At 64.8% G+C, this 24,987-nt stretch carries 27 protein-coding genes and 2 pseudogenes; 14 read left to right on the forward strand and 15 right to left on the reverse strand.

Annotated features, from left to right (window positions below; translation table 11 throughout):
- Positions 1–21: 21 nt before the first annotated feature.
- Entirely contained in the window at positions 22–504 is a 483-nt protein-coding gene (locus CK230_RS08005; protein ID WP_095816655.1) for an SRPBCC domain-containing protein, read from the reverse strand.
- Positions 505–555: 51 nt separating this feature from the next.
- On the opposite strand from CK230_RS08005, the gene CK230_RS08010 reads away from it, so the two are divergent.
- The 3 genes from CK230_RS08010 (at position 556) to CK230_RS08020 (ending at position 2,174) form a co-directional block, all read left to right on the forward strand.
- Positions 556–879: a helix-turn-helix domain-containing protein gene (locus tag CK230_RS08010; protein WP_095816656.1), complete on the forward strand. Its 324-nt coding sequence runs from the start codon at positions 556–558 to the stop codon at positions 877–879.
- 215 nt (positions 880–1,094) lie between these two features.
- Entirely contained in the window at positions 1,095–1,844 is a 750-nt protein-coding gene (locus CK230_RS08015) for a YebC/PmpR family DNA-binding transcriptional regulator (protein WP_095816657.1), read from the forward strand.
- 18 nt (positions 1,845–1,862) lie between these two features.
- Positions 1,863–2,174: a SelT/SelW/SelH family protein gene (locus tag CK230_RS08020; RefSeq protein WP_095816658.1), complete on the forward strand. Its 312-nt coding sequence runs from the start codon at positions 1,863–1,865 to the stop codon at positions 2,172–2,174.
- Between the two features lie 34 nt (positions 2,175–2,208).
- Here CK230_RS08020 and CK230_RS08025 read toward each other — a convergent pair whose 3' ends face one another.
- Entirely contained in the window at positions 2,209–2,685 is a 477-nt protein-coding gene (locus CK230_RS08025) for a DUF1772 domain-containing protein (RefSeq protein WP_095816659.1), read from the reverse strand.
- Positions 2,686–2,807: 122 nt separating this feature from the next.
- On the opposite strand from CK230_RS08025, the gene CK230_RS08030 reads away from it, so the two are divergent.
- Entirely contained in the window at positions 2,808–3,449 is a 642-nt protein-coding gene (locus CK230_RS08030) for a TetR/AcrR family transcriptional regulator (protein ID WP_095816660.1), read from the forward strand.
- Positions 3,450–3,624: 175 nt separating this feature from the next.
- Here CK230_RS08030 and rpmE read toward each other — a convergent pair whose 3' ends face one another.
- A complete protein-coding gene (gene rpmE, locus CK230_RS08035; RefSeq protein ID WP_095816661.1) occupies positions 3,625–3,846 on the reverse strand; it encodes a 50S ribosomal protein L31 in 222 nt (73 codons plus the stop codon).
- Between the two features lie 206 nt (positions 3,847–4,052).
- Between rpmE and CK230_RS08040 the strand changes: the two genes are divergently transcribed.
- Positions 4,053–5,855 (forward strand): ABC transporter transmembrane domain-containing protein, encoded by a 1,803-nt coding sequence (locus tag CK230_RS08040; RefSeq protein WP_095816662.1) that lies wholly within the window; start codon positions 4,053–4,055, stop codon positions 5,853–5,855.
- A gap of 36 nt (positions 5,856–5,891) precedes the next feature.
- On the opposite strand, the gene CK230_RS08045 is transcribed toward CK230_RS08040, so the two are convergent.
- Positions 5,892–7,376 (reverse strand): carboxypeptidase M32, encoded by a 1,485-nt coding sequence (locus CK230_RS08045; protein ID WP_095816973.1) that lies wholly within the window; start codon positions 7,374–7,376, stop codon positions 5,892–5,894.
- Positions 7,377–7,522: 146 nt separating this feature from the next.
- On the opposite strand from CK230_RS08045, the gene CK230_RS08050 reads away from it, so the two are divergent.
- Positions 7,523–7,876, forward strand: coding sequence for a DUF1304 domain-containing protein (locus tag CK230_RS08050; RefSeq protein WP_095816974.1), 354 nt, complete (start codon positions 7,523–7,525; stop codon positions 7,874–7,876).
- Between the two features lie 81 nt (positions 7,877–7,957).
- On the opposite strand, the gene CK230_RS08055 is transcribed toward CK230_RS08050, so the two are convergent.
- The 9 genes from CK230_RS08055 to CK230_RS08095 form a co-directional block, all read right to left on the reverse strand.
- Positions 7,958–8,383 (reverse strand): hypothetical protein, encoded by a 426-nt coding sequence (locus CK230_RS08055; protein WP_095816975.1) that lies wholly within the window; start codon positions 8,381–8,383, stop codon positions 7,958–7,960.
- A gap of 250 nt (positions 8,384–8,633) precedes the next feature.
- Positions 8,634–9,662 carry a peptidoglycan -binding protein gene (locus CK230_RS08060; protein ID WP_095816663.1) on the reverse strand — a complete coding sequence of 343 codons (1,029 nt, stop codon included), beginning with the start codon at positions 9,660–9,662 and terminating at the stop codon, positions 8,634–8,636.
- 1 nt (position 9,663) lies between these two features.
- Entirely contained in the window at positions 9,664–10,683 is a 1,020-nt protein-coding gene (locus CK230_RS08065) for a MotA/TolQ/ExbB proton channel family protein (RefSeq protein WP_095816664.1), read from the reverse strand.
- A gap of 111 nt (positions 10,684–10,794) precedes the next feature.
- Positions 10,795–11,487, reverse strand: coding sequence for a hemolysin III family protein (locus CK230_RS08070; RefSeq protein ID WP_095816665.1), 693 nt, complete (start codon positions 11,485–11,487; stop codon positions 10,795–10,797).
- A gap of 175 nt (positions 11,488–11,662) precedes the next feature.
- Positions 11,663–12,463, reverse strand: coding sequence for an inositol monophosphatase family protein (locus tag CK230_RS08075; RefSeq protein ID WP_095816666.1), 801 nt, complete (start codon positions 12,461–12,463; stop codon positions 11,663–11,665).
- A gap of 36 nt (positions 12,464–12,499) precedes the next feature.
- Entirely contained in the window at positions 12,500–13,066 is a 567-nt protein-coding gene (efp, locus tag CK230_RS08080) for an elongation factor P (protein ID WP_095816667.1), read from the reverse strand.
- 115 nt (positions 13,067–13,181) lie between these two features.
- Positions 13,182–14,363, reverse strand: a complete 1,182-nt coding sequence (locus CK230_RS08085; RefSeq protein WP_245429855.1) for a tetratricopeptide repeat protein — start codon at positions 14,361–14,363, stop codon at positions 13,182–13,184.
- A 1-nt stretch (position 14,364) separates the two neighbouring features.
- Entirely contained in the window at positions 14,365–15,012 is a 648-nt protein-coding gene (locus CK230_RS08090) for a thiamine phosphate synthase (protein ID WP_095816668.1), read from the reverse strand.
- A gap of 180 nt (positions 15,013–15,192) precedes the next feature.
- Positions 15,193–16,290 carry an adenylate/guanylate cyclase domain-containing protein gene (locus tag CK230_RS08095; RefSeq protein ID WP_095816977.1) on the reverse strand — a complete coding sequence of 366 codons (1,098 nt, stop codon included), beginning with the start codon at positions 16,288–16,290 and terminating at the stop codon, positions 15,193–15,195.
- A gap of 160 nt (positions 16,291–16,450) precedes the next feature.
- Between CK230_RS08095 and CK230_RS08100 the strand changes: the two are divergent.
- A pseudogene (locus CK230_RS08100) lies at positions 16,451–16,884 on the forward strand (SRPBCC domain-containing protein).
- A gap of 163 nt (positions 16,885–17,047) precedes the next feature.
- Here CK230_RS08100 and CK230_RS08105 read toward each other — a convergent pair.
- Positions 17,048–17,506 carry a GNAT family N-acetyltransferase gene (locus CK230_RS08105; protein ID WP_095816669.1) on the reverse strand — a complete coding sequence of 153 codons (459 nt, stop codon included), beginning with the start codon at positions 17,504–17,506 and terminating at the stop codon, positions 17,048–17,050.
- 158 nt (positions 17,507–17,664) lie between these two features.
- Here CK230_RS08105 and CK230_RS08110 point away from each other — a divergent pair, with 158 nt between their 5' ends.
- Positions 17,665–18,435: a sulfite exporter TauE/SafE family protein gene (locus tag CK230_RS08110; protein ID WP_095816670.1), complete on the forward strand. Its 771-nt coding sequence runs from the start codon at positions 17,665–17,667 to the stop codon at positions 18,433–18,435.
- Positions 18,436–18,614: 179 nt separating this feature from the next.
- On the opposite strand, the gene CK230_RS08115 is transcribed toward CK230_RS08110, so the two are convergent.
- The gene (locus tag CK230_RS08115; RefSeq protein ID WP_095816978.1) at positions 18,615–19,166 is read right to left on the reverse strand and encodes a DUF2269 family protein; all 552 of its coding nucleotides are present in this window, start codon (positions 19,164–19,166) and stop codon (positions 18,615–18,617) included.
- Positions 19,167–19,724: 558 nt separating this feature from the next.
- On the opposite strand from CK230_RS08115, the gene CK230_RS08120 reads away from it, so the two are divergent.
- The 6 genes and pseudogenes from CK230_RS08120 (at position 19,725) to CK230_RS08145 (ending at position 24,985) form a co-directional block, all read left to right on the forward strand.
- Entirely contained in the window at positions 19,725–20,255 is a 531-nt protein-coding gene (locus tag CK230_RS08120; protein ID WP_042645727.1) for a DUF1465 family protein, read from the forward strand.
- 277 nt (positions 20,256–20,532) lie between these two features.
- Positions 20,533–21,598 (forward strand): annotated as a pseudogene (locus tag CK230_RS08125) (glycosyltransferase family 2 protein).
- Between the two features lie 126 nt (positions 21,599–21,724).
- Positions 21,725–22,234, forward strand: a complete 510-nt coding sequence (gene ruvC, locus CK230_RS08130; protein ID WP_095816671.1) for a crossover junction endodeoxyribonuclease RuvC — start codon at positions 21,725–21,727, stop codon at positions 22,232–22,234.
- 10 nt (positions 22,235–22,244) lie between these two features.
- Complete coding sequence (gene ruvA, locus CK230_RS08135; protein ID WP_095816672.1) at positions 22,245–22,865, forward strand: Holliday junction branch migration protein RuvA; 621 nt, start codon at positions 22,245–22,247, stop codon at positions 22,863–22,865.
- Positions 22,866–22,908: 43 nt separating this feature from the next.
- Entirely contained in the window at positions 22,909–23,946 is a 1,038-nt protein-coding gene (gene ruvB / locus CK230_RS08140; protein ID WP_095816673.1) for a Holliday junction branch migration DNA helicase RuvB, read from the forward strand.
- A gap of 136 nt (positions 23,947–24,082) precedes the next feature.
- Positions 24,083–24,985, forward strand: coding sequence for a metallophosphoesterase (locus CK230_RS08145; protein ID WP_095816674.1), 903 nt, complete (start codon positions 24,083–24,085; stop codon positions 24,983–24,985).
- The last annotated feature ends 2 nt before the right edge of the window (positions 24,986–24,987 follow it).

The following is a 24,987-nucleotide window of genomic DNA, read 5'->3' on the forward strand; positions in this document are numbered from 1 at the left end:
GATCGGGACTTGAAGTCGGACTCAGATGTTGGTCTCGTTGGCCGGCTCGCCGCGCAACTCGCTGCGATAATAGCCGTCGCGCAGATTGATGCCGTATTCGAGATAGGCCTTCATGCAGGCCAGCATCTGCGACCAGCCTTCGCAGTTGAGGTAGGATTTCTTCAGGCCGACCTCGCCTTCTTGCCAGCCCTGCTCGGCGATGTTGACGAAGGTGCCACCGTCCTCCAATGGCTCGAAATTCATCTCGATGCGGGTCTTGTAGGCGGGCTTGCCCTCGGCGTCGGTCGCGTCCCAGCGCAGCACGATGCGCTTGTCCTTGGTCACCTCGTCGACCTCGACCGGCACGGACTTCCACCAGGTGACGGTGGTGCCCGCCACAAGCGGAGCCGAGGCGCCGCCGATGGTGGTGAAGTAGCCGCTGAGCTTCGTCGGATTGACCACCGCGTCGAAGACCTCGGCGACCGATTTGCCAATGCGTCCGGAAATCCTGAATCCGAGGGACATATCCACAGCTCCTTCCTTGCTCGTCAAAACAATATGTTATAGAAATATAACATGTCAAGTCAAACCACGGACGACCATGTTTTCAAGGCGTTAGCGCATCCGCGCCGTCGCGAATTGCTGGATCGCCTGAAGGATCAGCCGCAAACCACCGGGATGCTGTGCGAGGCTTTTCCGGACATGGACCGCTGTACGGTGATGATGCACCTGAAAGTGCTGGAGGACGCGGACCTGGTTGTTGCGAAGCGCGAGGGGCGCGAGCGCTGGAACCATCTCAACGCACTGCCGATCAAGCAGATCCACGATCGCTGGATCAGCCAGTATGCCGGCCACGCCATCAGCATCCTCGACCGGCTGAAGTCCGATCTCGAGGGGTGAGTTTGTGCCGCGAAGCCGGCGCCTCAGTCCAGCCATAACGGTGCGTCTGGACGAATTGAGCCGATTTATCTATAAGCCGGCCATTCCGACAAAGAGCGCCGCATGCCTTCGCAGGCATGCCTGGAGCGTTCTGAAATTGAATTCGAGCATTCTGCCGAAGACGCGGTGACGACACCTCGCTTCAAGATGCTCTAGCCGAACACGACAGGGGTGCCATGGCTGGCCATTCGCAGTTTAAGAACATCATGCACCGCAAGGGCCGTCAGGACGCGGTGCGGTCGAAAATGTTTTCCAAGCTGGCGCGCGAAATCACCGTCGCCGCCAAGACCGGCACGCCGGACCCGGCGATGAATCCGCGCCTGCGCCTTGCGGTGCAGAACGCCAAGGCGGTGTCGATGCCGAAGGACAACATCCAGCGCGCCATCAACAAGGCTTCCGCGGGCGACGGCGAAAACTACGAAGCCGTGCGTTACGAGGGTTATGGCCCGGGCGGCGTGGCGCTGATCGTCGAGGCGCTGACCGACAACCGCAACCGCTCCGCCTCCAATGTGCGCGCCGCCTTCACCAAGGCCGGCGGGGCGCTCGGCGAAACCGGCTCGGTGTCCTTCATGTGGAACCGCGTCGGCGAAATCTACTATCCGGCTTCGGCCGGCAGCGCCGACAAGGTGATGGAAGCCGCGATCGAGGCCGGCGCCGAGGATGTCGAGTCCGATGAGGAAGGCCACACCATCTATTGCAGCTTCGAAAATATGGGCGAAGTGTCGAAGTCCCTCGAAGCTGCGCTAGGCGAGGCGGAATCGGTGAAGCCGATCTGGCAGCCGCAGAACAACGTCCCGGTCGACGAAGAACGTGCGCAGTCGCTGATGAAGCTGGTCGCCACCCTCGAGGATGATGACGACGTGCAGAGCGTCTACGCCAATTTCGAGGTCGATGACGAGACCATGGCCAAGCTCAGCGCGGCCTGATCGGCTGCCCGGTTCCAGATGAGCGAGAAGCCGCTTCCCGTCATCCGCATCACCTACTGCACGCAATGCCAGTGGCTGCTGCGCGCCGGATGGATGGCGCAGGAGCTGCTTTCGACGTTTGGCACCGATCTCGGCGAAGTCACGCTGGTGCCGGGCACCGGCGGCATTTTTACGATCTCCTGCAACGAGGTGCTTGTGTGGGACCGTAAGCGGGACGGTGGTTTCCCGGATGCGGCAAAGCTCAAGCAGCTGGTCCGCGATGTCATTGATCCGGAGCGAGATCTGGGGCACTCGGATCGCAAGGGACACAAGACCAAGGACCCCGCCTGAGGCCGGGTCTTTCGCATTTGCTGGCTGCTCATCCTCAGATCAATGCCAAGATGAAGCAGGCCATCGATACGATGGCGGTGACGGTGCGGACGTGGTTCCACATCACCCATTGGCTGAGATGGTTCGCCCACACGGCGGCGCCGCTGGCGCTCTCAGGATCGACAGCAGCGAGCGCGTCGTTGAGCGGCACGTTGAAGACCATGGTCACGAGCGGATTGCCGACGAAATAGATCACGGCGCCGGCAAGCAGCCAGTACGACCCGGACTGGCTCCAGCCGAAGAAAACGGCGGCAATCAACACCAGGCAGATGAGGCCGGTGCCGAACAGCGCGGTCATGAAGGTCGGCGTGATCACCGTGTCGTTGATCGAATTCATCGCCGCGATGCCGCTCGGGACGGGCAGCCGGGCAAGTGCTGCCATGACGAAATTGGAAAAGGCGAAGAACACGCCGCCAACCACGCCTGAGCCGATCGCTGCGATGAAGGTGAGGGTGGGAAGAAGTTTCATCATCTCAGTTGCTCCAGAGACTGGGTTTCATTCAAAATGTGAGTAATCCTCACATTTGCAAAACGTGATAAACCCTCGTATTTTGCGAGTCAAGCCAGTTTCGGAAAAAGCGTCCGGAGAGAGCCATGGATGAGAGAACCGCCGCCAAGCCGGATCAGGCCGTCATCGGCTCGCCGCGCCGGTCGCCAAGCCAGCAACGCAGCCGCGAGCGGGTCGAGCGCATGCTCGCGGCCGCCTCGGCGCTGATTGCCGAGCAGGGCAGCGATGCGATGCGGATGGGCGAGGTGGCGGAGCGGGCAGGGGTGTCGATCGGCTCGCTCTACCAGTTCTTTCCGGACAAGCGGGCGATCGTCTGGGCGCTGGCCGAACGCTACACCGCCGAAAGCCAGGCGTGCATTTCGGCCGCGCTAACCGATGTCAGGGACGCCGAAGGGCTGAAGCAGGCGTTTTCGGAGCTGGTCGACATCTACTACCAGCTGTTCCTGGCCGAGCCGGTGATACGCGACGTCTGGTCAGGCACGCAGGCCGACAAGGCGCTGCGGGAGCTGGAGCTCGCCGACAGCCGGGCCAATGCCGAATTTTTGGTCGCTGTGCTGAAGCGGCTGAGGCCCGATACCGATCCGCTCGAATTGGAGACGACGGCCTTTCTGGTCTGGCAGATGGGCGAGGCTGCGGTGCGGCTGGCGATCTCGGTCGATCGCGAAGAGGGCGACAGGCTGGTCGAGGCCTACAAGCGCATGGCGCTGAGGGAGCTGGTGGGCGCGTAGGAAGCCCACCCTCCCCCTCGTGAGGAGGGTCGCTGCGCAGCAGCGGGGAGGGGGCAGTGCAGTCCCCCACCCGGACCTCGGTCCGACCTCCCCACAAGGAGGAGGTAGGGGCAGGCGCAGCCAACAAAAACCCGCCTCGAAGGCGGGTTTTTCAAATCCTGCAACCGTATCCGGCTTAGAGGCCGAACCCTTCGAAACGCTTCTTGAACTTCGACAGGCGGCCGCCGCGGTCGAGCAGGGTCTGCTGGCCGCCGGTCCAGGCCGGGTGCGTGGTCGGGTCGATGTCGAGGTTCATCGTGTCGCCTTCCTTGCCCCAGGTCGAACGGGTCAGGTATTCGGTGCCATCGGTCATGACGACTTTGATGGTGTGGTAGTCGGGATGGATAGAGGCCTTCATTGTCTTATTTCCTGGCTTGCCGGCGCCGGTGACGGGCCAAAGGCCTGCGTCGATGCGCCCCTTTTTAAAACTCGAAGCCGCAGCTAATGAAAAGCCACGGCTTCTAAAACGGTCGGCGAGCCTATACATCAGCCGGAATTGAATCACAAGGCCGCGGCAAGCGCATATTGAAGCGCAGTACCGGCAAGCGGCCAGAGGAAACGCTCATGGCGGATATCGGTGTCAGTGGAGACGGGCGCAGGCGCTCGGTCCGGCCGCTCCGCAGCCTTTTCCCCTATATCACCCGCTACCGCAAGCTCGCGGTCGGCGCCATCGTCTCGCTGATCGTCGCGGCGGTGACCACGCTCGCCTTGCCGATGGCCGTGCGGCGCATGATCGACCACGGTTTCCAGGCATCGGGCTCCACCTTCATCGCGGAATATTTCGCGGCGCTGGTTTTGATGGCGGCGCTGCTCGCGGCCGCCTCGGCCAGCCGCTACTATTTCGTCATCACGCTCGGCGAGCGGGTCGTGGCCGACATCCGCCGCGACGTTTTTTCCCATGTCACGACGCTGTCACCGGCGTTCTTCGATCGCTCACATTCGGGCGAGATCGTGTCGCGGCTTGCCGCCGACACCACGCAGGTGAAGTCGGCGGTCGGCGCCACCGCTTCGGTCGCGCTGCGCAACGTCATCCTCGGCCTCGGCGCGGTGGCGATGATGGTCGTCACCAGTCCAAAACTTTCCGCCCTGGTGATCGCTGCCATTCCGCTGATCGTGCTGCCGCTGGTCGCCTTCGGCCGCTCGGTGAGGCGCAAGTCCCGGCAGGCGCAGGACACGCTTGCCGAAGCCACCGCCTATGCCAGCGAGCAGATCGGCGCGGTGCGCACGCTGCAGGCCTTCACCAACGAGAAGCTGGTCACCGGCCGCTTCGCGGACGCGGTCGATGCCGCCTTCGAGGCGGCGCGGGCTTCGGTGTTCGCGCGCTCCTTCCTCACCTTCTTCGCCATCTTCATGATCTTTTCCTCGGTGGTGGCGGTACTGTGGTTCGGCTCGCGCGACGTGCTTGCCGGCACGCTGTCGCCAGGCACGCTCGGCCAGTTCCTGCTCTATTCGGTGTTCGCCGCCGGCGCGCTCGGCGCCTTGTCGGAGGTGTGGAGCGAACTGTCGCAGGCGGCGGGCGCGGCCGAGAGGCTGACGGAGATCCTGGCCGAGACGCCGACGATCCAGCGGCCGGTCGATCCTCAGCCGCTGCCGGCCACGGCCAAGGGCGCGATCAGCTTCGACGACGTCTCCTTCTCCTATCCGGCGCGGCCGGACCGCGCCGCGGTGCACGGCCTGAGCTTCCAGGTGAAGCCGGGCGAGACGGTGGCGATCGTCGGGCCTTCGGGCGCCGGCAAAAGCACCGTCTTCTCGCTGATCCTGCGCTTCTACGATCCCGAGACCGGCCGCGTCGTCGTCGACGGGGTCGATCTGCGCGAGGCCGATCCGGCCGCCATCCGCCAACGCATAGCCATCGTGCCGCAAGACGTCACGGTCTTTGCGGCAAGCGTGCGCGACAATATCGGCTTCGGTCGGCCGGGCGCCAGCGAGGCCGAGATTGAGGCAGCGGCCAAGGCGGCGCTTGCCGACGAATTCATCGCCAGGCTCGACAAGGGCTATGACAGCCAGGTCGGCGAACGCGGCGTGACGCTGTCCGGCGGACAGCGCCAGCGCATTGCGATCGCGCGCGCCATCCTGCGCGACGCGCCGATCCTTCTGCTCGACGAAGCGACCTCGGCGCTCGACGCCGAAAGCGAAACGCTGGTGCAAAGGGCGCTGGAGCGGCTGATGCGCGGCCGCACCACCATCGTCATCGCCCACCGTCTGGCGACCGTGCTCAAGGCCGATCGCATTCTGGTCATGGAGGGCGAGCGCATCGTCGAGGAAGGCACGCATCAGAGCCTCGTCGCCAAGGGCGGCATTTACGCGAGGCTCGCCAAGCTGCAGTTCGAGACGGGCGCCGGCGCCTTCAAGGGCGCGGCGGAGTAGCCCCGCCGCAGCCAGTTGGTCCTGAACTGCCGCGCGTCAATTCCCGTAGCGCTTGCGCAGATGCTCGGTGAAATAGGCTGCGTTCAGCTTCTCGCCGGTGGCGCGCTCGAGCAGCTCCGGCGTCGACCAGCGCGAGCCCTGCGACCAGATTCTTGCGCGACGCCACTCGTTGATGGCGCTGAAATCGCCCTTGGCGAGCTCCTCGTCGGCCGACGGGTGCTCCCTGGTCAAGGCCGCCCATTGCTGCGCCGCCATCATGGCGCCCAGCGTGTAGGACGGGAAATAGCCGAAGGCGGCGCCCGGCCAGTGCACGTCCTGCATCGGCCCGTCCGCCGGGTTGTCGATGGTCGAGAGGCCGAGATAGTCGCGCATCTTGGCGTCCCATGCCTCGGGCAGGTTGGCAACTTCCAGCCGGCCGGACACGAGTTCCTGCTCGAGCTCGTAGCGCAGGATGACATGCAGCGGATAGGTGACCTCGTCGGCGTCGACGCGGATCAGGCCGCGCTCGACATGGTGGACATGCGGCAGGATGTCGTCGAGCGACCAGGCTTCGCCGAGATGTCTTTCGACCATCGGCAGCGCCCAGCGCCAGAAGGCCGGGTTGCGGCCGATCTGCTTTTCGACGAACAGGCTCTGGCTCTCATGCACCGCCATGCCGCGCGCCTTGCCGAGCGGCCAATGCGACCAGGCCTTCGGCAGGTTCTGCTCGTAGAGCGCATGACCGGTCTCGTGCAGCACGCCCATCAGCGCCGAGAGGAAATCGGAGGTCTTGTAACGGGTGGTGATGCGCACATCGGTCGGCACGCCGCCGCAGAAGGGATGGTGCGACACCGACAGCGAGCCATGGGTTAGGTCGAAGCCGACCGACGCCATCATGGCAAGGCCGAGCTCGCGCTGCCTTTCGATGGCGTAGCTGCCGGAGAGCGGCTTCAACGGGTGCTTCGCCAGCCGTGCATCCTGCACAGCCAGCGCATGCGGCAGGAAATCCTTGAGGAAGGCCTTCAGCTCGGCAAACACCGGCGTGATGTCGGCGGCGCGGTTGCCGGGATCATACTGCTCCATCAGCGCGTCATAGGGGGCGAGGCCGAGCGCATCGGCGCGCAGCGCCGCTTCCTCGCGCACCAGGGCCACGACGCCTTCCAGCGCCGGCAGGAAGCCCGCCCAGTCGTTCCTGGCGCGCAAGCTCCGCCAGAGCTGCTCGGAACGCATGCGCGCCACCGTCTGCCGCTCGACGAACTCGGCCGGCAGGCAGGTGAGGTTGGTGTATTGGCGACGCAGTTCCCTGACGGCCGCCTGCTGCTCCTCGCTGAGCGGTTCGGCTTCGGCGGCGGCGATCCAGTCGACGATCTCCGGCGCGGTCGCCTGGCGATGCAGCATGCCGGCAAGCGAGGACATAGCCTCGGCGCGCTTCTCGCCGCCGCCGACCGCCATATGGGTCGCCTCGTCGGCGCCGAGGATGGCCAGCGCGTGTTCCAGCGCTTCGAGCTTGTGGCCGAGTTCGTCGAGTTTTTGGAAGGACATGATGGATCCCAGCTTCAATTTGGCTGGCGCGAAAAGATACCAAGGCATCGCGCTTGGCAACCCTGCCTGGGAGCGGTGGGACCAGCCGTCTTGCCTTGTGAGGCTGCGGCGTGATCAATGCCGGGAACAAAATGCTGGAGGGGACGATGATCGGCAATATCCTGGTCGGGCTGGTGGCGCTGATCCATTGCTATATCGTCTATCTGGAGATGGTGCTGTGGGACACGCCGAGCGGCCACAAGGCGTTCAAGCTGACGCCTGAATTCGCCAGCGCTTCGAAGGTGCTTGCCGCCAATCAGGGACTCTACAACGGCTTTCTCGCCGCGGGCCTGATCTGGGGTCTCTACCTCGGCACTGCGGGCTTTCAGATCAAGATGTTCTTCCTGCTCTGCGTCGCGATAGCCGGCCTCTACGGCGCGGCGACCGTCGGCCGCAAGATCCTCTTCATCCAGACGGTGCCGGCGGTGCTTGCCATCCTCGCTCTCTGGTTCGGCCTGTAATCGAAACGCCGATCGAAAAAGGACGCCCTCGGGGCCAAATCCCGGAGGCGCCAGGTGGTCCCTTCCGTTCCTCCGAAGACGTCAGCCGTTCGGATAGTTTCCGCCGTCGGAGCCGTCGCCCATCATGAAGCCGCTGCCGGTGTCGTTCATTAGCCTCTGGTCGACATTGTCGAGCCTGCGCAGCAGCTCATGATATTGCGCGGACGGAATCCTGCCGTGATCCGAAGCCGCGACATGCTCGGCGGCCTGGCTGATGCGCGCGGCGCGTTTATGCAGTTGCTGCGCTTCGGAAGCCGAGATGTTGTTTGCTTCGCGGGCGTCCGTGATGCCCTGGTCCACGCCTCGGATCTGCTCGATCAGGCTGGTCACGCGCGGGCCGGTGAAATCGGTTGGATCGCTCGCGTCGAGCGCCCCCTTGTGATGCCCGGCCGCGTGGGCGCCGGCGAGCGGGGCGGCGACCAGAGCCGCGGCGAGGGTTGCAGTCTTGAGTGAAATTGAAGCGCGCATGGCGACGCATCCTCCTGCCAAGGAAGGGAGCGGTCGCGCCGCCAGCCTTCCGACCTTGCGGGCCATCCGGTTCCGTCGCGTCGCGATGGGAGGCATCGCCGGCGGTCCCCGGCCCTGCGCGACAAATTAGGTGCGCCGATTGCCGATGTGTAATTAAAAAAAGATAATGTTTTCAGGTCTTGCCGCCGGAACTTGGCGCGCTAAGTATTCAGCCGACGAACAACTTCCCGTGACTTGGCGTGACGATAGTTCACCGTTCGGTGAGCTTCAGTTCAATGCGGCGGTTCTTGCTGCGCGCCTCGTCGGTGTCGGCGGGGTCGAGTGGCTGGAACTCGCCGAAACCGGCGGCGACCAGGCGGTTGGCCGGCACGCCGTTCTCGATCAGGAACTTCACCACCGAGGTGGCGCGCGCGGTCGACAGTTCCCAATTGTCGCGATAGCGGCCTGTGCCGGACAGCGGCTTGTTGTCGGTGTGGCCATCGACGCGCAGCACCCAGCTGATCTCCGGCGGGATTTCCTTCTGCAATTCGATGATGGCGTCGGCGAGCTTCTTCATCTCCACCTTGCCGGCATCGTTGATCTCGTCGGAACCGGTCGGGAACAGCACCTCCGACTGGAAGACGAAGCGGTCGCCGACGATACGGATGTTCTCGCGGTCGGCGAGGATTTCGCGCAGGCGGCCGAAGAAGTCGGAACGGTAGCGGTTGAGTTCCTGGACGCGCTGCGCCAGCGCCACGTTCAGGCGGCGGCCGAGATCGGCGATCTTGGTGTTGGAGTCGCGGTCGCGCTGTTCGGAGACGTTGAGCGCGTCTTCCAGCGCGCCGATCTGCTTGCGCAACGCTGCGATCTGCTGGTTGAGGATCTCGACCTGGCTCAGCGCCTGCTGGCTGATCTGGCGCTGGTTGCTGAGCTCGCCGGAAAGCTGGTCGGCCCGCTTGTTGGCCGCGTCGCCAGCGCCGGCTCCCTGCGCCAGCAATTGTTCGAGCCGGCTCTTCTCCGCTTGCGCGGCCGACAGCGACGCCTGCAGGTTGGAGAGCGTATCTTCCTTGTCCTGGCTGTTGGTGCGCTCCAGCGCCAAGAGCTGGGTCAGCTCGTTGATCTGCGAGTTGAGCCGGTTCAGCACCGTGTCCTTGCCGGAGATCTCGCGGCTGAGCAGGAACTGCGCCAGCACGAAGACGGTGAGCAGGAACATGATGGCCAGAAGCAGCGTCGACAGCGCGTCGACGAAGCCCGGCCAATAGTCGATGCGGCGGTCGGCGCGCCGTCTTGCCAGCGCCACGTCAGTGGACCCCTTGCTTCTTCAGCGCGTCGGCGATCTTTTCCAGCGTGTTGCGCATGGCTTTCTGCTCATCGGACTGGGCCTCGACCCAGTCGCGCATGATCTGCTGCTCGGAGCGCATGTTCTTCACCAGCCCCGAGATGCCGTCGGCAAGATTGGCCATGGCGGTGGCGACGCGCGGATTGGAGCCGCCGCCATTTTCCTGCAGGCTGCGCAGCCGCTCCGACAGCAGTCGGATGTCCTCGGAGGATTCGGTCTTGGCCGTGTCGGAAACGACGATGTCCGACGACAGGTCGGTGACCGAGGACAGCCAGTTTTCGAGCTCCGTGTAGAAGCGGGTCTGGGCGCGGCCGGCCTGCAGGTCGAGGAAGCCGAGGACCAGCGAGCCGGAAAGGCCGAACAGCGAGGACGAAAACGCGGTGCCCATGCCGGCGAGCGGCGCAGACAGGCCCTGCTTCAGCGCATCAAGCACAGCCGCGGCATCGCCGGTGCCGGGGTCCAGCGCCTCGATCGTCTCGCGGATCGAGGCGATGGTGTTGAGCAGGCCCCAGAAGGTGCCGAGCAGGCCAAGGAACACAAGCAGGCCGACCAGATAGCGCGAGGTGTCGCGGCTTTCGTCGAGGCGGGTGGCGATAGAATCAAGCATCGTGCGCATCGAGGAGGTCGAAAACGCCATCGAGGACGAGCGGCCGATCATCGCCTTCATCGGCGCCAGCAGGACGGGCTCCGTGGTCTCGGAGCCGGCGCGGAAGGAGTTGACCCAGCGCACCTCGCGAAACAGCCGTCCCACCTGCGTGAACGCAAGCAGGATGCCGACCCCCAGCACGCCGACGATCAATCCGTTGAGGCCGGGATTGCTGGAGAAGGCGGTGGAGATCTGGCGGGTGAGGATGGCGGCGATGAAAGCGACGATGATCAGGAAGATCATCATGGTGAGCAGGAAGACCTGCGGGCTCGACAGCTTGTGCGGATCGTAGACCAGGACGTCCGATCGCCTGCCGAAGGATCTGAGAAAAGCCATCCGTGCCCCGTTTCCGATGCCACCGCCGCAGAATTGCCGCGACTCTAAACGGAATTGTGACCAAATTGAATGGCGCTTTGCAATATCGCCCGATAGGCCCGCGCCGTAGGCCTAGAACCGGTTGACGACCAGGCAGTCGACCATGGCGGCGAGATGCAAGCCGGCCCCGGCCACGACGAAGCCGTGCCAGACCGCATTGTGGAAGCGCAGGCCCTTCCAGGCGAAGAAGATAACGCCGCAGGAATAGACGATGCCGCCGGCGACGAGCAGCGCGACAGAGGCGGTCGGCAGTGTCTGGACCAGCGGTCCAGCCAGCACGACGCCGCTCCAGCCGATGGCCAGGTAGAAGACGATGGCCAGCCGGTCGTAGCGGCCGGGCAGGAACATCTTGATGGCGATGCCGGCCGCTGCCGCGCCCCACACGACGACGATCATAGGCAGCGCCAGCGGCGAGTTGTTGAGCTGGGCGAGGAAGGGCGTGTAGGTGGCGGCGATCAAGAGATAGATCGCGGCATGATCGAAGCGGCGCAGGATCCATTTCGCCGGCCACGACACCGGCCACAGATTGTAGGCTAGCGACACCGACAGCACGGTGAGCAGCGACACGACATAGAAGACGGCGGCGACATACTCGCCCGGGCCGGAATGGAATGCGGCGAGCGCCAGGAAGGCCGAACCGGCGGCGATCGCAAGCACGATGCCGACAGCATGGACGATGCCATCGGCGATCATCTCGGCGCGCGAATAGTGCCAGCGCCCCACAAAGGGGATCTCAAGCCTCGTATCTGCACGCGTGTCGTTCATGAATGATCCTGCAGACCCTAATCTGGGCGGTCGCGGACCATTATTTCAAGCTTCGGTTGCGGTTTTGCGACTGCGCCGCCGCGCGTCCTTTCGACGCTGCAGCACTTTAATTTGCACGAGCCTTTCCGAGAATCGATTCCGACTTTCGGACTAAGGGCGTCAGCGCCATTGCCGGTCAACGAGGAGCCAACGGCGTCTTCACGGTCTTAAGCAGCGCGCGCTGGATGAGCTCGTTGCCGGCGACGACCTCGCCGTTGTTCAGCATGTCCTGCGCGCCATCCATGTCGGAGACGAAGCCGCCGGCTTCGCGCACCAGCAGGATGCCGGCAGCGATATCCCAGGACGACAGGCCGGTTTCCCAGAAACCGTCCATGCGTCCGGCAGCGACATAGGCAAGGTCGAGCGCCGCGGAGCCCAGCCGGCGCACGCCCGAGACTTCCGCCATGACATTGCGCAATTCGATCAGGAAATTGCCGTGCTGGCCGCGGCCGAGATGCGGCACGCCGCAGCCGATCACCGCGTCGGTCAGCTTGGAACGTCCGGCAACGCGCAGCCGGCGGTCGTTCATGAAGGCGCCGCCGCCGCGCTCGGCGGTGTAGAGCTCGTCCATCGCCGGATTGTAGACGACGCCGGCGACGACCTGGCCCTGGCGCTCGAGCGCGATCGACACCGAGAAGAGCGGGATGCCGTGCAGGAAGTTGGTGGTGCCGTCGAGCGGATCGACGATCCAGCGGTGCTGGGCGTCCTCGCCTTCGACCGCACCCCGCTCCTCCATCAGGAAGGCATAGCCCGGCCGCGCCTTCGACAATTCGGCGAAGACGATCTCTTCGGCCTTGCGGTCGGCCTGGCTGACATAGTCGCCCGGTCCCTTCATCGAAACCTGCAGGTTCTGCACCTCGCCGAAGTCGCGCGACAGCGAGCGGCCGGCCTTCATCGCGGCTTGGACCATGACGTTGAGGAGAGCGGAACGCGCCATTTTTTCTTCCTGGCTTTGTCTTCTACCGGCCGGCGCTCAATCCGCGCGGCGCATGTAGATGATTTCGTTGGTGTCGACGATGATGCGCTCGCCGGCCGAGATGAAGGGTGGCACCAGAACGCGGATGCCGTTCTCCAGCACCGCCGGCTTGTAGGAGGAGGCAGCCGTCTGGCCCCGCACCACCGGGTCGGCCTCGGTGACGGTCAGCGTCACCTGATCGGGCAGCGAGATGCCGATCGGCCGCTCCTCGTAAAGCTGCACCGTCACCATCATGCCGTCCTGCAGGAAAGCGGCCCGCTCGCCGACGAAGTCCTTGGCCAGCTCGAGCTGCTCGTAGCTTTCGGTGTCCATGAACACCAGCGCGTCGCCCTGCTCGTAAAGGAAGGAGAAGTCCTTGAGGTCGAGCCTTATTTGCTCGACGGTTTCGGCCGAGCGGAAACGCTCGTTGAGCTTGGTGCCGTTGATCAGGTTCTTCAGCTCGACCTGGTTGTAGGCGCCGCCCTTACCGGGCTTGACTGTGTTGGTCTTGACCGCAACCCAAAGCCCGCCATCGTGCTCGATGATGTAACCGGGACGGATTTCGTTGCCACTGATCTTGGCCATGGTGAACTGATCCGAGTGAGATTTTCTGGCGCGGGTCGCGCTTTGGCGCCTCCAAGACCACAAATCGCACATAGTGGCAAGGGAGGAGCCCAAGCGGTCGCCGCGGCGACGCGCCTCAAGGCAGCCGATTTGCCTTTTGCAGCGCCTGCTTGGTCTGGTCGTCGTCGAGGCCCTGCAGGAAGTCGTCCATCTGCGGGTCGATCAATCCGGCGCGGCGGGCGACGATATACCAGGCGCCGGCGAGGATCAGGTCGGGGTCCGTGCCGATGCCGCCCATATAGAGCTTGGCGAGGCGGTTCTGGGCGGCGACATTGCCGCCTTGCGCCGCCCGCCTCATCCAGGCAAAGCCGGATTTCAGGTCGCGCTCGCCACCGCGTCCCTCGATCATCCAGGCCGCGAGGTCGATCTGCGCCGTGTCGTAGTTCTGCCGCGCGGCTTGCGCCAGGAGGATACGCGCCTGGGCGTCGTTATGCGGCTTGCCGCCGGCGCCATTGGCATAGAGCTGCGCCATCGCATATTGCGCGTCGGCAAGGCCGGTGGCGGCCGCGCGCTCGTAGTAGACGGCGGCCTTCACAAGCCCGGCATCGCCGGGATCCTGCTGGACAAGCAACTGGGCGAAGTTGAACTGCGCCAGCCGGTTGCCAGCCTCGGCCGAGGCCTGCATCAGCGCGAAGGCGCCCTTTTCGTCCTTCTTCACATAGCGGCCATCGAGCAGCATCAGCGCATATTGGAACTGCGCCTCCGGCACGCCCTGTTCGGCGGCCAGCCCATACCATTTTGCGGCCTCGGCCGGATTGAGCGGCACGCCCAGCCCGCGCGACAGGATTTCGGCTACCAGTGTCTCGGCCGCCGGATCGCCGTTCTTGGCACGCTCCATGGCAAGGTTGTAGGCGGTCTTGTAAAGGCCGCGCTGGAAGGCGCCATAGGCGGCGTCCGGCTGCTTGGCGCCGAAACGGTCGGGGTTGACGGCGTCGGCCGATGGCGGCGTCATGGTGGCAGGCTGCGGCAAGGTGTTCTGGATCGGCTTGTCGATATGCAGATCGCTGCCGAACCTGCTCGTATCCGGGGCGCCAGCGTCCGGCGTGGCTGTGTCCGGTTTACCCGTGCCCGTCGTGCCCGTGTCCGGCTTGGTCGCATCCGGCTTGGCTGGGTCGGGCGTGCCCTTGTCCGGCGCACTCGTCTCCGGCCGGGGCTGGGGCAGAGGCACGGTCTCGGTCGCGCTCGCCGTTTCGCTCGGCCAGCAAGCCGGAACCAGCAAGCCGGCCAGGACGGCCAGAGGAAGCACACGCAAGCGCATGTCAGTCCTCGAAACGCGGCGCGGTTTCATCGAGCAGCGCGTTGGCGGCGGCGACCGCCGCGCGCGGGTCGCGTCCGTCGGCAAAGACGGCGCTGGACAGCGCCACGAACTCGGCTCCGGTCGCGGCCACCGTCTCGACGGAAGCAAGCTCGGAGCCGCCCATGACGATGCAGGGAATCGAGATCATCTCAGCCCACCATTCGCCGAGGGCGAGGTTGCGGTGATGCGGCTCCGGCTTGTTGTCGTAGCCGAAACGGCCGAAGAACATGTAGTCGGGCCGCTCCTCGCCGAGCGCCAGCGCCTCGTCGCGCGTCTTGGCGCCGCCAGCGCCGACCATCATCTTGCCGGCCAGGCGCTCGATCGTCTCGGCGAGATCCCGCGGCTTTGCCTCGACATGGATGCCGTCGGCCTGGACGCGACCGGCGATGCGGCTGTCGCCGGCGATGATCACGGCGACACCGGCGCCTTGAGCGATCGGCACGATCCTTTCGGCGAAGGCCTGGAAGGAGGCGTCGTCCATGCCGTTGTCGGGCAGGATCAGCGAGGCGACGTCGCCGCCCTCAAAGGCCGCGCAGATCTGCTCCGCCGGTACGAGCGGTGGCGCGATCAGCACGATGCGGCAGCGATTGGGCGGGGTTAAATCGTTCATTGGCCTTCGATCCCGGTTTCGCCTATGCCGGGCGAAGATGGTTGCATTGCGGCATAGAGCAAAGCGGCCAGCTTGAACAGGAGGGCTAAGCAGGATCGTCGAGCGCGGGGACGCCGCCGGATCGTCGCGCTGGCCGTGGTTACAGAGCCGGTTCGCGGAAACGCCGAACCGCTCCAGGGATCACCCGTCCAGCAGGCTGAAGACGGCGCACGGCCTGACAATTCCACGCAATTGGTGTTCGCCCAGCGGGACCAGGGGCGCCGAGGTTTCCGCCGCGACAGCGCCGGAGATCAGGACGCTCCGTCCAAGCGGACGGCACAGGCCTTCGAGCCTGCTGACGAGGTTCACGGCCGGGCCGATCGCGGTGAAATCCAGGCGGTCGGCTGTGCCGACATTGCCCCACACCATGTCGCCGATGTGCAGCGCCATGCCGAATTGCAGCTCGGGCATGCCCTGTCCGGCACGAACCTGATTGAGCTGCGCCATCCCCGCCCGCGCCGCTGCGACCGCGCGCAACGCCGCCTCGCAAGCCTCTGAGACCGAGCGCTCGCCGACAGGAAAGATCGCCAGCACGCCGTCGCCGATGAATTTCAGCACCTCGCCGCCAAAAGCGTGAACGGCGCCGGCGATGCGGTCGAAGCTGGCGTTGAGCGCCGCCACGACCTGCTCGGCGTCCGTCTCTTCCGACAGGGCGGTAAAGTCGCGCAAATCGCTGTAGAACAGGACCGCGCGGATTGTCTCGCCAACCTCGCGCCGCGAACGGCCGGCCAACACCTGCGCCGCGCTGCGTTGCCCAAGATAGGCCTCAAGCAGGGCCGACAGCGTCGACCTGGCGGCGAGAGCGGCAAGCGGCGCCACGGCGAAGCGCGCCACCTGGTCCAGTGTTTTCGATTCGTGCTCCGCGAGAGGGCGTGCCGCGGCCCAGTTCAGTTTTGGATTCCCCGATTGCGCATCCTCGCGCTCGGGGCCAACCGTGTAATCGTGCACGACACCGGTTCCCAGTCCCGCCAGCCATTCGCGTCCGAGATCTGCCTCTGCGGTTCCAGGCATCATGCCGGCGCCAAAACCCAGCGCCTCCATGACGACGCCTGTCTCGGCCCGCCACAGCCAGGCGCGGCGCGTTATGATCGGATGCGGCGCGGCGAGCGTCAGGGCTCCGCCGGCGAGCGGCAACCCGTCGTCAACCAGCCGCGCGCCGAGCGTGGCCAGAAAATCATCCGGCTGGACGGCGCCGCCGGCGCTGTCGACCAGCCAGGCGAAAGTTGAAGAAAGCCGCATCGATACGATCATGCTTCGGCGTTCCGTCGCTGTCACCAGCGCGAATCGACCCAACGAGATTTTAGTTGAACGGCAGGGCGATTTGGCTTCGAATCGAAAGCGCTGGCCCGGCGCCACCTGCCAGGCGAGCCGTGTTGGCGCGCAAACCCGGGAGGTTTCGATGGCTGAACCCTTGATCGTTCGTCGCGAGGTACAGATCGCGGCGCCGCCGGCGACGGTGTTCGCCTTCCTGACAGATCCGGACAAGATTGTGCGCTGGATGGGAACGGAGGCAACGGCAGACCCAACCCTGGCGGTCTCTATCTGCTGAATTTGGGAGGAAGAGCCACGGCTCGCGGCCAATTCACCGAGGTCATACCCGTCCACCGCCTTGCCTACAGCTTCGGCTGGGAGGGCAACGATCGGACGCCACCCGGTTCGAGCCTTGTCGAAATCGATCTGGTCGAAGAGCCGGGCGGGACGCGGGTCAAGCTCACCCATAGCGGCCTTGCCGACCGAGAGATTTGCGACAGCCACGAGAAGGGCTGGACGCACTATCTGGGCCGGCTCGCAATCACCGCCGCCGGTGGCGACCCGGGACCGGACAAGATGTAGGGCAGCGGCCGCAATTGCCGGCAGCCAGCGGCCAATCGCTAGTGCGTTTCACCGTTTCACGGAAACGGCGAAACGCGCTATCTTCTTGTTTTTACGCAATTCCGGACGGAAGGCTACGGCGAAGGCGCCGAGCCTAACCGCTCACACCTCTCCTGGAATTGCTCTAGAGTTCGAGCTTGTAGCCGATATGGCTGGCCTTGAAGCCAAGTCGCTCATAGAAGCGGTGCGCATCGGTCCGGCTCTTGTTGGTCGTAAGCTGCACGACCCGGCAGCCGCGCTCGCGGCATTTGTCGATCGCCCATTCCAACAGGCGCTGTCCCAGCCCCTCGCCGCGCCGGCCCGACGCGACGCGCACGGCCTCGATCTGGCCGCGTCGGGCGCCGCGCTGCGATAGTCCGGCGAGAAAGGTGATCTGCAGCGTGCCGATGATTTCGGCGCCATCGGTCATCACCGTGAGAAGCTGGTTCGGATCGCCGTCTATCGCCGCGAAGGCGTCCAGATAGGCTTGCGCCAGCGGCAGGCTTGCGTCTTCACGGGCTTGGCCGAGCGCATCGTCGGCAAGCATCGCGACAATCGCCGCAACGTCTGCTTCGATCGCCTGGCGAATGCTGATGGCGCTCATTTCCACACCTCGGAGTTGGCGAACCGGCCGACAAAGCATTGTGATGCGGCCGGCCGCCTATGTCGGCCGGCATAATGGATGCCGGCATAAATGACTATCCCGCAGGCTGTGTTCTGCGCTATGGCTGAATTCCCGCCGTCCTCAACCTCCCCTTGCCGATGTCAGGCCTGCTCAGCGATCCGTGGTTCTATGCCGCCGCCATTCCCGCGGTGATCCTTGTCGGCCTGTCGAAAGGCGGCTTCGGCGGCGCCGTCGGCTTCGTCGGCGTGCCGCTGATGGCGCTGACCATCCCGCCGGTCCAGGCGGCTGCCATCCTGCTGCCGATCCTGTGCCTGATGGACATCGTTTCGGTATGGACATGGTGGGGCGTCTATGACCGCAAGATGCTGGTCGACATGATGCCGGGCGCCGTCATCGGCATCGGGCTCGGTTGGCTGACCGCGGCCCTGGTCACCGAGGAGATGGTGCGGCTGATCGTCGGCGCCGTCGCGCTGGTGTTCGTGCTGCGCTGGCTCTACCTGCAATTCCGCCATGGCGCCGACCATGCGGCGGCGCCGAACCGAATTGCCGCCGCCTTCTGGGGCACGGTCGCCGGCTTCACCAGCTTCGTCGCCCATGTCGGCGGTCCGCCCTTCCAGGTCTATGCGCTGCCGATCCGGCTCGATCCGAAAGTGCTGTCGGGGACGGCGGCGATCTTCTTTGCCGCCACCAATGCGCTGAAGCTCATCCCCTATTTCGCGCTCGGCCAGTTCGACACCGCCAACCTCACCGCCTCGGCGGTGCTGATGCCATTGGCGCCGCTTTCCACCATCGTCGGCGCCTGGCTGGTGCGCCGGATGCGGCCGGAAATCTTCTATCCGTTCACCTACGCCACGGTGGCGGTGGTGGCCGTCAAGCTGCTTTGGGATGGCATTGCCGGCCTGATGTGAGGCGCGCAGATATTCAGGTGAGGCCGGCCTGCAAATGGCGGCTTCCTGCGCTTCCGGTGCTCACGTACCTTAAGTACGCTCCGCTCCGGTTCTCGGAACCCACCCAGTTTGGTCGCTTCGCGCCCGTCTTCGACTCCGCCTCGGCCTGACCTGAATCTCAACGCGTCTCGGGCGGAACATCAGGCGGCGCTCGGCACCATCTGGCGGCCGCCGCCGAAGCCGAGCGCGGCGCCCAGCGCAACCACCATCGCCATGCCGGCAAGAATGCCGATGTCGTGCAAAGTCGGCTTCAGCACCATGTCGGCGATGATCACCAGCATCACAGCATAATCGAGGCGCGCCCATTTCATCATGCGCTGGCCGATGGCGAGAGCCGTCGGCGTCACCCCCTCCTTGGCGATCATGGCGCCTATGCGCTCGCCGGTCGGTTTGAAGACCAGCATGCCGATCGAGAAGGTCGTGGCATAGCCGACGAGGCCGATGACGATCCACAGTTCGGTGAAGCCGACCCAGAAGCCGCACATGACGAGACCGAAGACCAGCGTCAGCATCGACATCGGCGCGAAGAACTTGCTGCCGAGCTGGCCGGTGGCGCGCATCGCCTGCAGCCTATCCTCGATGTTGCCGGCGCGCTCGGCCAGCACGCCGAGCAGGAACAGCACGAAGCCGCCGCCGACCCACAAAATGGCCGAAACAACGTGCAGGAATTTGACAATCGAATACCAGTCCATGGTTTGCTCCCGGATGTGCTTGTTGGTTTGCGCCGGCGCGGGTTTGCGTAGCGCTTGAGAGGAGCGGCCTTTTGCGTGGCGCGTGTTTCTGAACGATGCCGCGGCAGCGGCCGGCATGTTTCGAAGCCGCGACCGATGGCCGAAAATCCGGCTCTCGGACGATCTTGGAAAAGGCGGCCGGCTGTCCTGTTCCGGCACATGAAAGCGCGTTCGATTAAAAAATCGCAGCGGCGTTAAGGCTTCATTAAGCTTTACAGGCGTTTACTATCCACATCCAGTTTTGCTGGATTCTTACCGAGTGGTTGGAGCCACTTTGTTTGACGCCTCCCTGTTAAACTCCTGAGAGCCGCCTTATCCGCGGCTCTTTTTTTGTCCGCGCACGGCCGGCCGTTGCCTTCCGCCGGCGGATGGCTGCAACGCGGCCGGCGTTAACCGTTTGTTAAACATGCGCTTGCCTTCATGGGCGTCGAAGCGCATTTTCAAGCCTCAGTCATTTAGGGTGCTGGCCACGTCGGCAAGGATAGTCGAATCGGCTGGCGGCAGTGCAGGGGCGTATCGATGAACGAGCCTTCGAAGGGCAGCGCGAAAACCATCAAGCTGGCGGAGCGCCGGGTTTTCTCCCAATCCTTCAAGCCGCTCTACCAGGAAGGCATGGGGCTGGTCGAACAGGCCGCCGAATATCTCGATGGCAAGGGCAGGCTCGAGGCCAAGAAATTGTCGCGCACGGCGGCGACGCTGTACGCGGCTGAATCGATGCGGCTGACCACGAGGCTGATGCAGGTCGCCTCCTGGCTTCTGCTGCAGCGTGCGGCGAATTCCGGCGAGATGACGCGCGACCAGGTGGCCTCGGAGAAATCCAAGGTGCGGCTCGATACCGCGTCGGCGCATGACGAGGCGCTCGGCTGGAACGAGTTGCCGAAGGAATTTCTCGATCTGGTGACGCGCTCGCTGCGCCTGCAGGCGCTGGTGCGGCGCATGGACGAGGAAATCTATGGCGGCGTGGTCGCCGAGACGCACGCCCCCAGCCGCCGGGCCAATCCCGTTTCCGACCAGATCAGCCTTTTGAACACGGCGTTCGCGCGCGGCTGAAACAGCGTTTCGTCAAACACCCCGATAGCCCCACAGAGCTGGCATAGCCTCTAACGGATTGTGATCTGGCGAGCCGTGGTTTTGGACGCCTGCGGCCCCCCCGACCGCTCTTTGATGCTGCGGCAGCCATCGCCGCATTGACGGCTATGGCCGCCTTCGCCCTTGCCTTGAAGCGATAGGCCCCTAGTTGGGGCCGTTCGCCGCATCCGGGCAATCCGACCCGGTTTTGCATCAAATCACCGTCACTGTGACCAAATGAGATTGCGAGGCTCGACCCGTGCATTCGCCATTGGACCGCATCCCGGTATCGATCATCATCCCGAATTATAACTACGAACAGTTTTTGGGACGCGCCATCGACAGCGCCCTGGAACAGGACCACCGCAATGTCGAGGTCGTGGTCGTCGACGACGCTTCGACCGACGCGTCGGTCGCCGTCTATCGAATCCTATGGCGACAAGATCCGTCCGTGCCTCAGGCGCAGGAATGGCGGGCATGCCGCCGCATTCAACACCGGGTTCGAGGCGAGCACCGGAGAGATCATTCTTTTCCTCGACGCCGACGACTATCTCTATCCGAACGCCGTCTCCGAGGTCCTGGACGAGTGGGACGAGGATGTCGTCCAGGCACAATTCCGACTGCATCTCGTCGATGAGGACCAGCAGATCAAGGATGTCTTTCCCCCTCCGGAACAGCCGTTCGATTCGGGCGACGTCGTCCCGCAATTGCTGCGAAAGGGACGCTACTATACGACCGTGACAAGCGGGTTGGCGTTCGACCGCGAGGCGCTGGAACCGATAATGCCCATGCCTGAAAGCGATTTCCGGCAAGGCGCCGATGGCTATCTCGCGACACTCGCGCCGCTTCACGGAGAGGTAAAATCCATCGACTCCTGCCTTGGCGCCTACCGCATCCACGGTTCCAACCATTCGGTCTTTGCCGAAAAGCTTGCCGAGCGGGCGCGCTGGCGCATGCAGCATGATTTCCGGCGCCTCGAAGCCTTGTCCGGCCGGGCGGCCGAGATCGGCTTGACCGTGCCGCCGGATGCCGGCCTTCGCGATCCGGTTCATCTGGAAGAGCGGCTGGCTTCGCTCTGCGTCGACGAGCCCCGGCATCCGGTTGCGACCGACTCCCGGCTGGGGCTCGCAAGAGCGGGCGCCGCCGCCAGCCTGGAAATGAGAGCATCCTGGCGGCGGCGGGCTGCCCTGGCAGCCTGGTTCCTTTGCATCGGAATCCTGCCGCGGCGCATGGGCAACGCGGTCCTGGCATGGAAACTGGTCGCATCGTCCAGACCGGCAGTTCTCACGCGGCTGTCGAAAACCATCCGTCGCGTGACGAATTAGGTTCTGGGCATGCCGGCCGCGAGCGCCGGCTCAATGGGATTTTTGGGTGCGATCTCAGGATCGCGACCGTTTCTGGTTTGTTCACATTTCGCTGGCATCGCTTGCCGCCAAGGTTAAACTTGGCGCATGGGGGAAGCGATTCGCATCATCGGCATCGATCCGGGCCTGAGGCGCACCGGATGGGGCATCATCGACAGCCTCGGCAATTCGCTGCGCTTCGTCGCGTCCGGCACCGTTCGTTCGGACGACAAGGCGCCGCTCGCTACGCGGCTCTGCCAGCTGCATGACGGGCTGGCCGAGGTGCTGCATCAGGCCATGCCGCATGAGGCGGCCGTCGAACAGACTTTCGTCAACAAGGACGCGACGGCGACGCTGAAGCTGGGCCAGGCGCGTGGCATCGCCATGCTGGTGCCGGCGCGCGCCGGGCTGGTCGTCGCCGAATATGCCCCCAATGCGGTCAAGAAGGCGGTGATCGGTGTCGGCCACGGGGAGAAAAAGCAGATCCATATGATGGTCAAGGTGCTGATGCCGAGGGCGGTCTTCGATACCGACGACGCCGCCGACGCCCTTGCCATCGCCATCTGCCATGCGCATCACCGCCCGAGCGTCGCCTATCGGATGGCGGCGGCGGGATGAGGGGACAATCATGATCGGCAAGCTGAAAGGCACGCTGGACGAGATCGACGAGGATAGCTGCCTCATCGACGTGCATGGCGTCGGCTATGTCGCCCATTGCTCGGCGCGCACGCTGGCATCATTGCCGTCACCCGGCGAGGCGGTGGTGCTGTTCATCGAGACCTATGTGCGCGAGGACATGATCCGCCTCTACGGCTTCCAGAGCGGACTGGAGCGCGAGTGGTTCCGGCTCTTGATGAACAATGTGCAGGGCGTCGGCGCCAAGGTGGCGCTGGCGGTGCTGTCGACGCTGGCGCCGGCCGACCTCGCCAACGCGATCGCGCTGCGCGACATCGCCATGGTTTCCCGCGCGCCCGGCGTCGGCAAGAAAGTGGCCGAGCGCATCGTCACCGAATTGCGCACCAAGGCCCCGGCCTATGCTGGCGCGGCCACCGGCACGATCGGCCTCAAGCAGGAACTTGGCGAAGGGGTGGCAGCAGCACCGATCACGGATGCGGTCTCGGCGCTCGTCAATCTCGGCTATTCGCGCGACATAGCTGCTAACGCGGTTGCGGCGGCGCTGAAATCGGCCGGCGAGGGCGCCGACGCGTCCAAGCTGATCCGCTTCGGGCTGAAGGAACTGGCGCGGTGAGGCGACGCTTGTTCCGCCATCGGTCCTATGCAAGGAAGGCGGCATGAACCTTTCGCCCCGCCTCATTGCCCCCGACAAGCGCGGCGAGGATGCCGATCAGACGCTGCGGCCGCAGTCGCTCGACGAGTTTGTCGGCCAGGCGGCGGTGCGCGCTAATCTCAAGGTCTTCGTCGACGCCGCCAAGAGCCGCGGCGAGGCGCTCGACCATGTGCTGTTCGTCGGCCCGCCCGGGCTCGGCAAGACGACGCTGGCGCAGATCATGGCGCGCGAGCTCGGCGTCAATTTCCGCTCGACCTCCGGCCCGGTCATCGCCAAGGCCGGCGACCTCGCGGCGCTGCTCACCAATCTCGAGGAGCGCGATGTCCTCTTCATCGACGAGATCCACCGCCTCAATCCGGCGGTCGAGGAAATCCTCTATCCGGCCATGGAGGATTTCCAGCTCGACCTGATCATCGGCGAGGGGCCGGCGGCGCGCTCGGTCAAGATCGACCTTGCCCGCTTTACCCTGGTCGCGGCGACGACAAGGCTCGGGCTTCTCACCAATCCGCTGCGCGACCGCTTCGGCATTCCGGTGCGGCTCAATTTCTACACGGTCGAGGAGCTGGAGCAGATCGTGCGCCGGGGCGCCCGGATTCTCTCTATGCCGCTCGGCGACGACGGCGCGGTCGAGATCGCGCGCCGCGCGCGCGGCACGCCGCGCATCGCCGGCCGGCTGTTGCGCCGCGTGCGCGACTTCGCCAGTGTCGCCGGCGCCGCGCATGTCGACAGGAAGATCGCCGACGAGGCGCTGACAAGGCTGGAGGTGGACGCGCTCGGCCTCGACGCGCTCGACCGCCGTTATCTGTCGATGATCGCGCGCAATTTCGGCGGCGGGCCGGTCGGCATCGAGACGATCGCGGCCGGGCTCTCCGAGCCGCGCGACGCGATCGAGGACATCATCGAGCCGTATCTCATCCAGCAGGGTTTCATCCAGCGCACGCCGCGCGGACGGGTGCTGACCGCCAATGCCTGGCGCCATCTCGGTCTCGACCCGCCGAAAGACATCGCCCAGCAGCAGATCAGCCTGTTCCAGGAAGAGTAACGCAGATTTGTTCGCCGCTCGGCCAAGCAAGGGGCCGATCTGCGCGGAATCTGCGCGCCTTGGCCCAGCTCAGGGCGCAATTGGCGCCTTTAAGGCAGCTTATATGTTGCAATCCCAAGGGGGCTTGGGCCGATCCATGATCACCAGACGCGCTTTCCTGCGCCTTGTCGGCGGCTCGGCCTTCGCCATGGTGTCGCTCGGCGCCTATGCGGTCGGCATCGAGCCGATGCTGCTGACGCATGTGAAGCGCTACGCGCTGACGCCGCCGCACTGGCCGGCCGGGCTTAAGCTGCGCGTCGTGGCGCTGGCCGACATCCATGCCTGCCGTCCATGGATGACGCCGGAGCGGATTGCAGCGCTTGCCGAACAGACCAATGCGCTGCAGCCAGACGTCATCGTCATGCTCGGCGACTACCCTGCCGGAACCCGGATGGTTACCGGCTGGGTGAACGCATCGGAGTGGGCGCCGGCGCTCTCCGGGCTCAAGGCGCCGCTCGGCGTGTTCTCGATCCTCGGCAATCACGACTGGTGGGAGGATCGCGCCGCCCAGGCCGCCGGAGCCGGGCCGACCATCTCGCGCAAGGCGCTGGAGGCGGTCGGCATACCGGTGCTGGAGAACGACGTCGTGCGCCTGGAAAAGGACGGCAAAGGCTTCTGGATTGCGGGGCTGGCCGATCAGATTGCGCTGCTGCCGGACAGGGCAAAGGGCCGCTATGGGCTCACCGGTCTCGACGACCTGCCCGGCACGTTGGCCAAGGTCGGCGACAGGGATCCCATCATCCTGCTCGCGCATGAGCCGGACATTTTTCCGAAAGTGCCGTGGCGGGTCTCGCTGACGCTGTCCGGACACACGCATGGCGGACAGGTGCGGCTGTTCGGTTATTCGCCGGTCGTGCCTTCCGCCTATGGCAATCGCTATGCTTACGGCCATGTCGTCGAGAACGACCGCAACCTGATCGTCTCTGGCGGTCTCGGCTTCAGCGTCGCCCCGATCCGTTTCGGTGTGCGGCCGGAGATATTGCAGATCGATTTAGGCTGAAC

The sequence above is a fragment of the Mesorhizobium sp. WSM3859 genome, assembly GCF_002295065.1.
In the GTDB taxonomy this organism is placed as follows: Bacteria; Pseudomonadota; Alphaproteobacteria; order Rhizobiales; family Rhizobiaceae; genus Mesorhizobium.